General features: G+C 60.2%; 12 protein-coding genes. 6 read left to right on the forward strand and 6 right to left on the reverse strand.

Features of this window, described 5'->3' with window-relative positions; genetic code table 11:
- Positions 1-45 precede the first annotated feature (45 nt).
- From ACD590_RS22100 to ACD590_RS22110, 3 genes are read right to left on the reverse strand one after another with little or no spacing between them, the layout of a single operon-like run.
- Entirely contained in the window at positions 46-3510 is a 3465-nt protein-coding gene (locus tag ACD590_RS22100) for an error-prone DNA polymerase (RefSeq protein ID WP_439003365.1), read from the reverse strand.
- Entirely contained in the window at positions 3507-5051 is a 1545-nt protein-coding gene (locus ACD590_RS22105) for a Y-family DNA polymerase (protein ID WP_439003565.1), read from the reverse strand. Before ACD590_RS22105 ends, ACD590_RS22100 begins: the two co-directional genes overlap by 4 nt.
- On the reverse strand, positions 4963-5907 hold the full coding sequence (locus ACD590_RS22110) for an ImuA family protein (protein WP_018244121.1): 945 nt from the start codon (positions 5905-5907) through the stop codon (positions 4963-4965). The genes ACD590_RS22105 and ACD590_RS22110 overlap by 89 nt, the downstream gene beginning before the upstream one ends.
- A 161-nt stretch (positions 5908-6068) precedes the next feature.
- Between ACD590_RS22110 and ACD590_RS22115 the strand changes: the two genes are divergently transcribed.
- Positions 6069-6506 (forward strand): metallopeptidase family protein, encoded by a 438-nt coding sequence (locus ACD590_RS22115; protein ID WP_003589582.1) that lies wholly within the window; start codon positions 6069-6071, stop codon positions 6504-6506.
- Positions 6507-6610: 104 nt separating this feature from the next.
- Here the strand turns inward: ACD590_RS22115 and ACD590_RS22120 are convergent, their stop codons facing one another.
- Entirely contained in the window at positions 6611-6817 is a 207-nt protein-coding gene (locus ACD590_RS22120; protein WP_018244122.1) for a DUF1737 domain-containing protein, read from the reverse strand.
- The gene (locus ACD590_RS22125; protein ID WP_130718347.1) at positions 6817-7737 is read right to left on the reverse strand and encodes an HpcH/HpaI aldolase/citrate lyase family protein; all 921 of its coding nucleotides are present in this window, start codon (positions 7735-7737) and stop codon (positions 6817-6819) included. The genes ACD590_RS22120 and ACD590_RS22125 overlap by 1 nt, the downstream gene beginning before the upstream one ends.
- 138 nt (positions 7738-7875) lie before the next feature.
- On the opposite strand from ACD590_RS22125, the gene ACD590_RS22130 reads away from it, so the two are divergent.
- The 3 genes from ACD590_RS22130 to leuD all read left to right on the forward strand — a co-directional run bounded on the left by ACD590_RS22130 (position 7876) and on the right by leuD (position 9388).
- The gene (locus ACD590_RS22130) at positions 7876-8109 is read left to right on the forward strand and encodes a hypothetical protein (protein ID WP_018448376.1); all 234 of its coding nucleotides are present in this window, start codon (positions 7876-7878) and stop codon (positions 8107-8109) included.
- A 113-nt stretch (positions 8110-8222) separates the two neighbouring features.
- Positions 8223-8645 (forward strand): VOC family protein, encoded by a 423-nt coding sequence (locus ACD590_RS22135; protein WP_018244125.1) that lies wholly within the window; start codon positions 8223-8225, stop codon positions 8643-8645.
- Positions 8646-8779: 134 nt separating this feature from the next.
- Positions 8780-9388 (forward strand): 3-isopropylmalate dehydratase small subunit, encoded by a 609-nt coding sequence (gene leuD, locus ACD590_RS22140; protein ID WP_003543984.1) that lies wholly within the window; start codon positions 8780-8782, stop codon positions 9386-9388.
- A 61-nt stretch (positions 9389-9449) separates the two neighbouring features.
- Here leuD and ACD590_RS22145 read toward each other — a convergent pair whose 3' ends face one another.
- A complete protein-coding gene (locus ACD590_RS22145) occupies positions 9450-10382 on the reverse strand; it encodes a pyridoxal-phosphate dependent enzyme (protein ID WP_439003366.1) in 933 nt (310 codons plus the stop codon).
- A 170-nt stretch (positions 10383-10552) separates the two neighbouring features.
- Here ACD590_RS22145 and leuB point away from each other — a divergent pair, with 170 nt between their 5' ends.
- Positions 10553-11665, forward strand: coding sequence for a 3-isopropylmalate dehydrogenase (gene leuB, locus ACD590_RS22150; RefSeq protein WP_439003367.1), 1113 nt, complete (start codon positions 10553-10555; stop codon positions 11663-11665).
- Positions 11666-11928: 263 nt separating this feature from the next.
- Positions 11929-12663, forward strand: coding sequence for a lipid A 1-phosphatase LpxE (gene lpxE / locus ACD590_RS22155; protein WP_439003368.1), 735 nt, complete (start codon positions 11929-11931; stop codon positions 12661-12663).
- The last annotated feature ends 104 nt before the right edge of the window (positions 12664-12767 follow it).

The raw sequence follows: 12767 nt of genomic DNA on the forward strand, positions 1-12767 counted from the left end.
AGGCAATGAAGGCGCGCTACATGGTCCTGATCGCTGCGACGCACTTCAATGGAAGTTGCGTCCGCGCGGCATCACCTCAGCGGTTTCCCCCGCGCCGGCATGGCGGCCTGTGGCAACCATCCGTTTTTCCAGCTCCGCCCGCTCCTGCGCATTCGCAGGCTTTTTCTGCCGCTGATCGACACCCGGCCTCAGCACCTCGTCTGCCCGCTCGCAGACGCCGAAACGCCGGGCCTCACGTTGCAGGATACCGAGCGCCGGCGTCATATCCTCGATATGCTCGACGACGGTATGGATCACTCCGCTCTGGCTTTGCAGCCTGCCGCGGATTTTCACCAGCCGGGCGCCCATCACAACTGAGCGGTATTTGTCGAATATCTTGTTCCAGACGATCGCATTGGCCACCCCGGTCTCGTCCTCCAGCGTCATGAAGATCACACCTCTGGCCGAACCAGGTCGCTGGCGCACCAGCACGAGGCCCGCAATCGTCACCCTCTGCCCGTTCGCGACCTTCAACAGATCGACATTGCGCGTCACGCCAGCCTTGCGCAATTCCTCACGCAGGAAGGAGACAGGGTGCGCCTTCAGCGACAGTGAGAGATAACGATAATCCTCGATAACCTGCTCTCCCGGCAGCATTTCCGGCAGCTTCGCTACAGGCTCGATCTGGAGGTCGACATGACGGACCTGCTCGAAGAGCGGCAGCTCCTCGGCCGCGCTCTTCACATCCAGTGCCCGCACCGCCCAGAGTGCGTCGCGTCGTGACAGTTTGAGGGACTGGAACGCATCGGCATCCGCCAGTCGCTCGATGACGGATTTCTGCAGACCGGACCGCAGCCAGAGATCGCGCACCGAACTGTAGCCTTCACCTCGATTGCTGATGAGCCGTTCCATATCGCCTGTCGAAAGGCCCTTGATCTGCCGGAAGCCGAGCCGCACCGCATGCCGGGTCTTGATGATCTCGCGCATCTTGTCATGCCGGAAATCGACGGCATTCGGATCGAAGACAGCCTCTTCCAGACCGCAATCCCAGTTTGATTCATTGATGTCGACCGGCAGGATCTTTACCCCGTGCTCGCGTGCGTCCCGCACCAGCTGCGCCGGCGCATAAAATCCCATCGGCTGGGAATTCAGCATCGCCGTGCAGAAGATGTCGGGATAATAGGCCTTGAGCCATGAGGAAGCATAGACGAGCAGCGCGAAGGAGGCGGCATGGCTTTCCGGGAAACCGTATTCCCCGAAACCTTTGATTTGGTTGAAGCATTGCTTCGCGAACTCCGGATCATAGTCCTTTGAGACCATTCCTTCGATGAACCGCTTTTCGAAGTTACCGATCGTACCCGTTCTCTTGAATGTCGCCATCGCTCTGCGAAGCTTGTCGGCTTCCGCCGGTTTGAAGCCGGCGGCGGTAATGGCGATCTGCATGGCCTGTTCCTGGAACAAGGGCACGCCGAGGGTTCTTTCCAGAACCGTTTCCAGCTCCTTGCTCGGATATTTGATCGGAATGTTTTTGGCCCGCTGCTCTCGGCGCTTCAGATAGGGATGCACCATGTCGCCCTGGATCGGTCCTGGCCGCACGATCGCCACCTCGATGACGAGATCGTAGAACACCTTCGGCTTAAGACGCGGCAGCATGCTCATCTGCGCCCGGCTTTCGATCTGGAAGACGCCGAGCGTATCGGCCCGGCCCATCATCTCGTAAACCGGCTCGCCTTCGTTCCCATGCTCCTTGTTGCCGAGGTCTGCGAGCGTCTTCTTCACGTCGTAATGCAATTCGAGCAGCGAAAAGGCCTTCCGCAGACAGGTCAGCATGCCGAGCGCCAGCACATCCACCTTGAGGATCTTGACGTTATCGAGGTCGTCCTTGTCCCACTCGATCATGTACCGATCCGGCATCGCCGTCTTCATGATCGGCACCACCTCGTCGAGCCTATCGCGCGTGATGACGAAGCCGCCGACATGCTGGGTGAGGTGGCGCGGGAAGCCGAGAAGTTCGGACGCATACTGAAGAACGTTTCGGGTCACCGGATCCTTGACGTCGAGACCCGCCGCCTTCGCGTCCCGCTCCGAGAGATTATCCTCCGACCAGCCCCAGACGAGGCTGCTGATCGCCGACTGGACATCCTCCGAGAGCCCAAAGGCCTTGGAGACCTCACGGCCCGCCGAGCGCGTACGGTAGGTCGTCACCCCCGCCGTCAACCCAGCATGTTCTATGCCGTATCTTTTATAGATGAACTGGATGACCTCTTCGCGCCGGTCATGCTCGAAATCGACATCGATATCCGGCGGTTCGTCGCGATCCATCGAAATGAAGCGGTCGAAGAGCAGTGTGCTTTTTTGAGGATCGACTTCCGTTATTTCAAGGCAATAACAGATGACCGAATTTGCCGCCGATCCGCGCCCCTGGCACAAGACCTTAAGTTCATAGCGGGCGTGCTGGATGATCCTGTGAACCGTCAGGAAATAAGAGGCATATTTCTTTTTTTTAATGAGATCGAGTTCATACTCGATCTGTGGCGCCACCTTGGGCGGGATACCCTTGGGATAGCGTCTTGCCGCTCCCGCTCTCGTGAGCCTTTCGAGAGTCTCCTGCGGCGTTTCACCAGGATCGTTTTCCGGCGGATAATTGTGCTCCAGTTCCTTCAGCGAAAAGGTCAATTTGCCGAAAAAGGCCTGCGTATTGTCGATCGCACCAGGATAGTCCCGGAAGATCCGGGTCATTTCACGTGAATCCTTGAGGTAACGCTCGGCATTCGGCGCCAGAAGGAATCCGGCTTGCGATATCTGTACATGCTCCCGAATCGCGATCACGATATCCGAAAGCGGCCGCCGTTCAGGATGATGGTAAAGCGGCTGGTTGGTTGCAATCAGCGGCACGCGGTTTCGAGCGGCAAGCATGGCAAGCACCGCAAAGACCTGCCTGTCGCGGCCATCATAGGCTGGCGACAGCGCCATGAAAAATGCCTTGCGGAACCGTCTGCGGAACCGTTCCAGATAATCTTCCAGCGTCGGCCGACCCGCCTGACGGTCGACAAGGGTGCGATCGGGAACGAGAGCAAGCATCATCTCATCCCCCCATTCCATGAGTTCCGCTTCCGTCAGAATGCAGCTTCCCTTGACCGCTTCTTCTTTCAGGTTGCCGGCGCTCAGAAGACGGCAAAGGTTCGCCCAGCCCCGCCGGTTCCGGGGATAGGCGAGGATATCAGGCGTTCCATCGGAAAAGACGAGACGAGCGCCCGGCTGAATCCGGATAGGATCGAGGATCTCCTCCTTTTTTCCTTCCTTCTCCGCTTGGGCTATAATCTCGTCCCTGTTTTTATATCTCTCCTCAAGCTGCTCCGCCTGCGCATGCGCCCTGACCACACCGGCAACCGAATTCCGGTCCCCAACGCCGAGACCGCCGAGCCGTAGACGAGCAGCCTGCACGACCATCTCCTCGGGGCCAGAGGCGCCTTCAAGAAACGAGAAGTTCGTCCTTGTGCCAATCTCGAAGAATGCGCGCGCGGTTGTCATGCGAACACGCCATGCATGAACCAGCGAGGATCAAGCGCCTGACCATAAAAGCCCCGCCGATAGATCCAGAAGCGATGTCCGGTCTCATCCTCGATGCGAAAATAGTCACGCGCCTCGGCGTCATTTCCATCGATCCACCACTCCATCGCAATCCGTTCCGGCCCTTCGCTTCTTGCCACCTGATGCTGCATGCGCCGCCAGCGAAAGATCTGCGGCGGACCATCGGGCACTTCGGCAAGTATGGTCTCGACGGGCTCCGGCGTTGCAAAGAGCCGCAGCGGGCGCTCTTCGCGGAAAGGAAGCTGGATGTCCTGCACGGCCTTCCGCCTGGGAAGGCTCTCCATCACAGGAACCGTGATGACGGCGCGTTCCGGAACATGGCTCTCGCGGAGCTGGAAGCTTTGCAGGCAATCCGCACCAAGTCGGGCCGAGACCCGGTCGACGAAGGCCGAAAGCGAGATCTCTCCCTGCCGGTCGCCTTCGAAATCACCCTGCGCTTCGTTGAAGGGATCGTGCCGCAACACATTCAACCGCACGATCTCGAAACCATAGCCGGCATCGAGATCGTCATAGACCGCCTGCAATCGCTCGGAAAAAAGCCCGGCAATGAACTTTGGTTCGCGAAGCGGCTGCGAAGCACCGACGGAGATGCGAAAGACCCTGCCGTCGACGCGGAACAGGACCAGTTCGAACACCCGTCCGCCAGCCCCCCGCGCTTCCAGCGACGGCTGCAGCGATAAGGCGACCTGCCTGGTGACGGTAAGGATCTGCTCTTCCGTCCCGATGGGCTCGATCAGACGGCTTTCGGCCGAAAGGCTGGCAACAGGACGCCGGGGCGAGACCGGCTCCTCTTCACGTCCCAGCGCCTGGTCGAGACGCAGAAGCAGCTCCGGGCCGAACCGGCGGGTCAGCGGCGCCCGCGGTGCATCGATGACGTCGCCGATATATTTCAGACCGAGCTTGTTCAGGGCATCGACGGTTTGTCCCTCCAGCCGCAGGGCTGCGACCGGCAAGGACATCAGCACATGTTCCGTCCCTTCGTCCTCGATCACGCCGCCTTGCCCGAAGCGGGAAGCGGCCCAGGAAAGGCCAGGCGACGATGAGATCGCGCCCCGCGCATCGAACCCCATATGAAAAAGCCGCGACAGCACATCCCGAAGAAGCGCCTTTTCACCGCCGAAGAGATGGGCGCAACCGCTAATGTCGAGAAACAGACCGTCCTTCCCGTCGAACGCCACCAGCGGCGTATAACGGTCGCACCAGTCGGCAATTGCCTCCAGCAACCGGCGGTCGGCCGCCGGATCCTCTTCCGCGACCTCGAGCATGGGGTACATGGCGCGCGCTTCGGCAACGCCCAGCTCCTTCCTCAACCCCAGCCTCTCGGCCAACTCGTCCAGTGCCGTCAGCCGCAGGGCATTGTTGAGCTTGCCGGAACAGACGATAGGCGGCGTCTCAGGACGCCCTTTCGAACGCCAGGAGAGCCCCCATCGCTTGCGGGCGATGCGGTCCGTTGGCAGATGCGGGAAGCTGAGCGCCAGAATGCGCTGACTGTTCGCCTGGAGGACGAACGAGGTTTGGTTCGGCGATAGGGAGAAATTCGCGTTCATGGGGGTTCCACTCCAGAAGAATGGAGAGCGGGGCCGGATTGCGGCTCTTCTCCAGCGTGAGACGGAAAATCGGATTGCCGATGCTGCCGGAAAGTTTCGATCCATCCGGCAACGGCCGCAGACCGGACGGGGCTGGTTCGACATGCAGACGGAAGGCCGCACTGCTTGCCTCCTCCGCCCCGGCCTGGCGGACAAGAAAGAGCGGACGGCGGGCAGCATGCGCCCTGAGACTGAGCCTGCGGCTTTCGGTCAGGCCGAAATGGGCGGGATTGCCTCGCACTTCGAAGATGACGGCCGAGAAGGCAGCGCTTTCCACTGCCACCTCCGCCAGCCAGAGCGCCTCGTCCAGCTTGCGCGGCGCCGCATGGAGAAACCGCTCCGGGCTCAGCCCGAAATCCCGAAGCCCGGGGGCATAGGGACGACCGGCCTCCAGCGTGCCGACGGCATCGCCGATCCAGAGCAACGGCAGAAGGCGGCCGGCATCCGCTTCCTGTTTTTGCAGTCGCGCGGCAACAGCCATCGCCAGCCCGCTTGCAGCACCTGCATCACGAGACAGAGCCGAGCGGAATTCGGTGATCGCATCGAGCGGCAGGCCGCCTTCCAGCGCCCCGTCGAGAAACTCCACCCCAAACGGCAGGGGCGGCAGAATGCGCTCCTGGCGGGTCTTGCGTCCTTCTGCCAGGGCTTCCTGTTCCGCTGCGGCAAGCGCCGGCGCGGGCCTTCCCTCCAGTCGGGCAATGGTTTCGCGGAGCGCAAAAAGCCGCTCGCGCGCCAGGGCGTGCTGCGCCATGGCGTTCTCCGATCCGTCTTGTTCCTGTTATGTTCTTATAGATTCCAGAGAGCTAATGAAGAGTCAACGGCCATTTTCTATGAATTTATTCCTGCCTTTGATTCCGCACTCGAAAATCGGCGATAAAGGTTCTATATGGGCCCGCAAAGGAAGGAATATTCATGGCCCGCATAGACCAGAGCGATGATTGGCGGGACCGCCATGCGCCGACGATCAGCACCTTCGAGTCGCTGGCCATGGAGGCCTATAGCCATCTGCCGGATGAATTCCGCCAGCTGACGACCAACCTCACGATCGAGATCGAAGATTTCCCCGATGACGACGTTTTCGAGGACATGGCGCTGGAAACCCCTTTCGATCTGCTCGGCCTTTTCGAGGGCAGGGGCATTTCCGAACGTTTCACGCTGGAAACCGGCGAGATGCCGAACCGCATCCGCCTCTACCGCCGCCCCATCCTCGATTACTGGGCTGAGAACGACGAGACGCTCGGCGATATCATCACCCACGTCCTGATCCACGAGATCGGCCACCATTTCGGGCTGAGCGACGATGACATGGAGCGGATCGAGGCAAGCGCCGAGGAAGCCGCCGAGCGCTAGAGCGCCGCGCGTCCAAAGGACGCGCTAAGGACGCTCCACCACTTTCAATCACGCATAATCCTTTCCGAAAATCGATTTCGATTTCGGGGTTATGCGCTGAGCTCTCACTGCTCGGAGAGCTTCATCTCAGGATGGTAATCCTTGCCTTCGACATGCTTGACGACGGCCTGACCGCACTGCATCGCGCCGGTTGCGGCATTGAAGGCATAGGTCGGCGAGCCCTCCAGCGACCAGCCCTTGTTGAGGGCGGCAGTGACCTTGTGGCAGAAGGAAGCATCGTCGGGACCGGTCAGGAAGCGGTAGAGTTTCATCACATCGTCTTTCGTGCTGCAGCCTGGCGGGCTGCGATCAGGCGGGCTTTATGGACCAGACTTTCCGCCTGGACAAGATGCAGCCGCTCGACCATCCGCCCGCCTGCATTGATGACGTTCAGCCCGTCGGAGGCGGGATCGGCAAAGGCCGCGATGATCGCCTCCGCTTCCGCAATCGCTGCCGGATCCGGGCCGAAATGATGGTTGGCGGGCTCGATCTGCGCCGGATGGATCAGCATCTTGCCGGCAAAGCCCATCGCCCGGCCCTGCAGACATTCGGCATCAAAACCCTGTTCGTCCCTGAAATCGTTGAAGACGCTGTCGATCGCATCGAGCCCGTAGGCGCTGACCGCAAGGACGACCTGCATCAGCCACGGCACGAGATAGTTCCGCCCCGGCTGCGGCAGCACGCCGGTTTCCTTGCGCAGGTCGTTGAGCCCGACGACGAGGCAATCGAGCCGCGAGCCCGGCGTGCGCCCGGCTTCGGCGATAACAGCCGCATTCAGGATGCCACGCGGCGTCTCGATCATCGCCCAGATACGCAGATCTTCCGGTGCATCCGCCTCGGAGAGAAGGTCGCCGACCGCCATGACATCCTGCGGTTCGTCGACCTTCGGCAGCAGCACGGCGTCGGGATTGAGCGCGATTACCAGTTCCATGTCCGCCAGGCCGAAATTGGTCGACAGGTCATTGATACGGATGATCCGTTCCTTGCCTTCGAGCGGCCGAGCCGAAAAGAAATTCCTCAGATTTTCCCGCGCTTCCGCCTTCCTTTCCGGCGCCACGGAATCCTCGAGATCAAAGATCACCGCATCGCAATCGACCGCATGGGTTTTTTCGAGGGCGCGGGGATTGATGGCAGGCACGCTCAGCACCGAACGGCGCAGGCGGGCGGAGCGGGTCGCGGGGTTTCGGCTCATGGCGAATTAGTGCCAAGCTTTGACAGTCGAAGCAAGCAGCCCACCCCAGAACATCTAGCAGAACAACAAAAAGCCATGCTTGCCTTGCAGAGAGGAAAGAGAAGGACCACATTCCTTTCCGAAGAAAGGTCTCTAACCATGCAGAACATTCGCTCCATCTTCCTCATGCTTGCCGGCGCCACCGTTTTCGTGGCCATGCTGCTTCTCACCTTTTCGGTGACGCTCGCCGTCGGCGCCATCCTGACCGTGCTCATGGTCGGACGCGCGCTTTCGATGAAGATGAAGCCCGCTCCGGTCCGCGCCAAGGCGAACAATGGTAAGCCGGAGATGCGCGTGTGGAACGACGGCCGCGGTACGATCATCGATCTCTGATCACCGAATTTTCCAAAAAATTTTGACCGACACTGTCGGCTCCAGATTCCATCATGCGTCCTTGAAACAGCCAGGCATTCTGCCGGCTCGTGAAAAACGTATGGAGGACGAGCATGGATACGACGACAGAGAGCAACCCGACGAAGATGCCACCGGTCAAGAATGGCCTGCTGCCCTATCTGACGGTCGACGGCGCGGTGAAAGCTGCGGAATTCTACAAGAAGGCTTTCGGCGCCGAAGAGGCATATCTCGTGCCGGTCGACGAGAGCGGCCGAACGATGCATGTGCATCTCTACATCAACGGCAGCTCCCTCATGCTGTCGGATGCCTATCCCGAATACGGCCATCCTTTCAAAGGCCATGAAGGCTTCGCCATTCAACTGGTTATCGACGATATCGATTTCTGGTGGGATCGCGCGGTTGCTGCCGGCGCCGAAGTCGTCATGCCGGTCGAACTGATGTTCTGGGGCGACCGTTACGGCCAGCTTCGCGATCCGTTCGGCGTCCTCTGGGGCCTGAACGCACCGTCCAAATAAGGGGACAGGCGCAATCGGCGGATCGCGCGAAACGTCGCGTGGCCGCCGTCTGTGAAAGATTCTCCTTCATTTCGGCGAAAAACTGGACTAGATGCAAATTCAGAAAGTAGATTTGCTGAAATGGAGCATGGATCATGGATAAATTCGTGAAGCTCACCGGCGTTGCAGCACCGCTGCCGGTCGTCAACGTCGACACCGACATGATCATTCCGAAGGATTATCTGAAGACGATCAAGCGCACCGGCCTCGGCACCGGCCTCTTCGCGGAAGCCCGCTACAATGAGGACGGCTCAGAAAACCCGGATTTCGTGCTGAACAAGCCGGCCTATCGCGATGCCAAGATCCTCGTTGCCGGCGACAATTTCGGCTGCGGCTCCTCGCGCGAGCACGCCCCCTGGGCGCTTCTGGATTTCGGCATCCGCTGCGTGATCTCGACCAGCTTCGCCGACATTTTCTACAACAACTGCTTCAAGAACGGCATCCTGCCGATCAAGGTCAGCCAGGAAGATCTCGACAAGCTGATGGACGACGCCTCGCGCGGCTCCAACGCCATCCTGACCGTCGATCTTGAGAATCTCGAGATCACCGGCCCCGATGGTGGCTTGATCAAGTTCGATCTCGACGAATTCAAGCGCCACTGCCTGCTGAACGGTCTCGACGATATCGGCCTGACCTTGGAAAAGGGCAAGGCGATCGACAGCTTCGAAAAGAAGAACGCCGCTTCGCACCCCTGGGCAGCCTGAGCCTCTCCAATCGGTTACCGATCAAGCCGGGTTTTTGCCCGGCTTTTTCTTTTGCGGCACATCAGAGAAATTTCTCTTTCCAGGCCTCAAGCTTTTCGAGCGACACGCCGATGCCGCCGCAGACTTCGATAAGCGGATTGTCGAAGCGCTGAAGCAGCCCGGCATGCACATCGGCAACGGCAAGGGCCGCACCGCAAGCCGGCTCGACCAGAATGCGCTGCGCATCGGCAAATTTCAGGCAGGCGGCAACGGCATCGGCGTCGCTGACGACAACACTTTCGATCGGATGCTGCTTCGGCAGGTCGAAGACATGCTGCACCACCTGCCGCGCCCCGAGCGAATTGGCAATCGAGGTAATGGCGGGAAGGGTGATACGCTCACTCGCCTTGAGGCTGGCATTCAGCGAGGCCGCCCCTTCCGTTTCGACGGCGATAACAGGCACATCGGAAAGCCCGTTTCGCTTCAATCCCTCGACAATGCCGGCAAGCAGCCCGCCGCCGCCGACGCTGGTGACGACGCAATCGAATTTTGCACCTTTCGCCACGACCTCGTCGATCAGCGTGGCATGGCCATCCCACAGAAGCGGATGGTCGAAGGGGTGAACATAAGTCGCCTTTCGGCTCCGGGCGAGGTCGACTGCATGGGCATTGGCCTCATCGAAAACCGAACCGTGAACGAGGACATTCGCGCCCGTTGCGGCAATCGTCTGCCGCACATCGGCCGCCGTCGTCTCCGGCACGACGATCGTGACCGGCACACCAAGCGTCCGGCCGGCATAAGCCGCGGCAATGCCGGCATTGCCGCCGGAAGCACAGAAGATCTCGCGCGCCCCATTTTTCACCTCGTGCTGGCAAAGCCGTCCGACGCCGCGCAGCTTGAAGCTGCCGGAAGGCTGCAGCGCATCGAGCTTCAGCCAGAGCGGTTTGCCGCTAACGCTGTAGCCAGGTGCCGTCTGGACCAAGGGCGTGTCGAGATGGAGAGGCGCGAAAGGCATGGGAACCATCCAGGGAAATAAAGGTCGGGGCTGCCGTTCTAATCTGTTTGCGGGCGCAGGAGCAACCATCGCTGCTCAGAGCGAAGCGTACCGATTCACCGCTTCCGTCGCTTGAAATGCCCATTTCCGGGGTCTAAGAAGCCGCAACTAGTTTTTCCCAGGAGGGTTTCATGACAGCGCGCAATCTTTTCCTGTTGCCGGGTGACGGCATCGGTCCCGAGGCCATGGGCGAGGTCCGCAAGATCATCGCCTATATGAACGAGGCGATGAATGCCGGTTTCGTCACCGACGAAGGCCTTGTCGGCGGTTGCGCCTATGATGCGCATGGCGCTGCGATCTCGGAAGCCGACATGCAGAAGGCGCTTGCGGCCGATGCCGTTCTCTTCGGCGCCGTCGGCGGTCCGAAATGGGATAGCGTGCCTTACGAAGTGCGCCCGGAAGCTGGCCTGCTGCGCCTACGCAAGGATCTGCAGCTCTTCGCGAACCTGCGCCCCGCCATCTGCTATCCGGCCCTTGCTGCGGCCTCGTCGCTGAAGCCGGAGCTGGTTGAAGGCCTCGATATCCTCATCATCCGCGAGCTGACGGGCGGCGTCTATTTCGGCGAACCGAAGGAGATCATCGACCTCGGCAATGGCCAGAAGCGCGGCATCGACACGCAGGTCTACGATACCTACGAGATCGAGCGCATCGCCGGCGTCGCCTTCGAAATGGCCCGCACGCGGCAGAACCGCGTCTGCTCCATGGAAAAGCGCAACGTCATGAAGTCGGGCGTGCTTTGGAACCAGGTGGTGACCGAGACGCACAAGGCGAAATATTCCGACGTCCACCTCGAACACATGCTGGCCGATGCCGGCGGCATGCAGCTGGTGCGCCAGCCCAAGCAATTCGACGTCATCGTCACCGACAATCTTTTCGGCGACATGCTTTCCGACGTCGCCGCCATGCTGACCGGCTCGCTCGGCATGCTGCCGTCGGCCTCGCTCGGCGCGCCTGACGGCAAGACCGGCAAGCGCAAGGCGCTCTACGAGCCGGTACACGGCTCGGCCCCCGATATCGCCGGCAAGGGCATCGCCAATCCGATCGCCATGATCGCCTCCTTTGCCATGTGCCTGCGTTACTCCTTCAATCTGGTGAAGGAAGCCGACGATCTGGAAAAGGCGATCGCCAACGTGCTCGACAAGGGCATCCGCACCGGTGATATCATGGCCGATGGCGCAAGGCAGGTCGGCACCGTCGAGATGGGCGATGCGATCCTCGCCGAGTTCAAGACGCTTTCCGCCTGATATTTCACGTGAAACAGTTCTGGCCCTTCGCAGGATTCTTGCGGAGGGCTTTTTTCTCAAGGCAGCGAGCCGCATCGGCTTGGTCGAATTATCCCAAACCGACTATCCTCGGCCACAATCTCGTGTATTTTTGCGCCGGATTTTAACGAGCGCATAACCTCGACATTGGAAACGATCTTCCAATGGATTATGCGCCAATTCAAAATAATAGAGCGTCCTTAGCGCGTCGTGGCACTTTGGGGCAAATTCGAACGGACGACGGAATGCGGGCATTTTGGGCTTCCCTGAACAGGCGCTGGCGCCGGAGTAGCGCCGGCATGCCGCCTTTGCGTTGGCAGGCCTGCCTCTTCATCACGTTCAATGCGGTGATCCTCTCCATGCTGCTCTTCGACGCGCCGATCGGCGCCAGCGAAGCTCCCGCGCCGGTGAAGCACCTCGGCGAGATGCTGACCGGTTTCGGCGATTCCGCCTGGCTGATCTACACCAGCATCTTGCTGTTCTTTCAGGGCCGGGCAGGCTACAAGCTTGTGAAGACGGCGCGCTCCAAGGCGCAAGCGCTTTATGTCAGCTGGATCGGCGCTTATCTCTTCATCACGGTTGTCTTCTCTGGGCTTCTCGCCAATCTGCTGAAGCGGGCGATCGGCAGGGCGCGTCCCGATCATTTCCATGACTACGGCATGTTTTCCTTCACGCCCTTTTCGGGCCATTCCGCTTTCGAAAGTTTCCCGTCCGGCCATTCCACCACGGTCGGCGCCTTCTTCGCCGCCTTCGCCCTGCTGTTTCCGCGCTATCGCGTTGCCTTCATCGCCTGCGCCATCTGGCTCGGCATGACGCGTGTCATGGTCGGCGCCCATTATCCGAGCGACGTCATCGCCGGCCTTGCCTTCGGCGCCTGGTTCTCACTGCTGACGGCGATCGTCTTTGCCCGCTGCGGCCTGCTCTTCAAGCTGGCACCGGACGGCTGGCCACTCTCGAAGCGCCTGTTTCGCACTGCATAATTCCCTAAATCGGAATCGATTTAAGGATAAAATTATGCAGCAATTCAAAATGTTACAGCGTCCTTTGCGCGTCCGAAAAGACGTGCGCCGCTGTAATATGGAAA

The sequence above is a fragment of the Rhizobium sp. 862_C5_N1_2 genome (assembly GCF_051811205.1).
GTDB classification, from domain to species: Bacteria; Pseudomonadota; Alphaproteobacteria; order Rhizobiales; family Rhizobiaceae; genus Rhizobium; species Rhizobium leguminosarum.

Coding starts and splice junctions, on each gene's coding strand:
- ACD590_RS22100 (WP_439003365.1), bottom strand. CDS start 3,510: ATGACAACCGCGCGCGCATTCTTCGAGATTGGCACAAGGACGAACTTC.
- ACD590_RS22110 (WP_018244121.1), bottom strand. CDS start 5,907: ATGGCGCAGCACGCCCTGGCGCGCGAGCGGCTTTTTGCGCTCCGCGAA.
- ACD590_RS22115 (WP_003589582.1), top strand. CDS start 6,069: ATGGCCCGCATAGACCAGAGCGATGATTGGCGGGACCGCCATGCGCCG.
- ACD590_RS22120 (WP_018244122.1), bottom strand. CDS start 6,817: ATGAAACTCTACCGCTTCCTGACCGGTCCCGACGATGCTTCCTTCTGC.
- ACD590_RS22125 (WP_130718347.1), bottom strand. CDS start 7,737: ATGAGCCGAAACCCCGCGACCCGCTCCGCCCGCCTGCGCCGTTCGGTG.
- ACD590_RS22130 (WP_018448376.1), top strand. CDS start 7,876: ATGCAGAACATTCGCTCCATCTTCCTCATGCTTGCCGGCGCCACCGTT.
- ACD590_RS22135 (WP_018244125.1), top strand. CDS start 8,223: ATGGATACGACGACAGAGAGCAACCCGACGAAGATGCCACCGGTCAAG.
- leuD (WP_003543984.1), top strand. CDS start 8,780: ATGGATAAATTCGTGAAGCTCACCGGCGTTGCAGCACCGCTGCCGGTC.
- ACD590_RS22145 (WP_439003366.1), bottom strand. CDS start 10,382: ATGCCTTTCGCGCCTCTCCATCTCGACACGCCCTTGGTCCAGACGGCA.
- leuB (WP_439003367.1), top strand. CDS start 10,553: ATGACAGCGCGCAATCTTTTCCTGTTGCCGGGTGACGGCATCGGTCCC.
- lpxE (WP_439003368.1), top strand. CDS start 11,929: ATGCGGGCATTTTGGGCTTCCCTGAACAGGCGCTGGCGCCGGAGTAGC.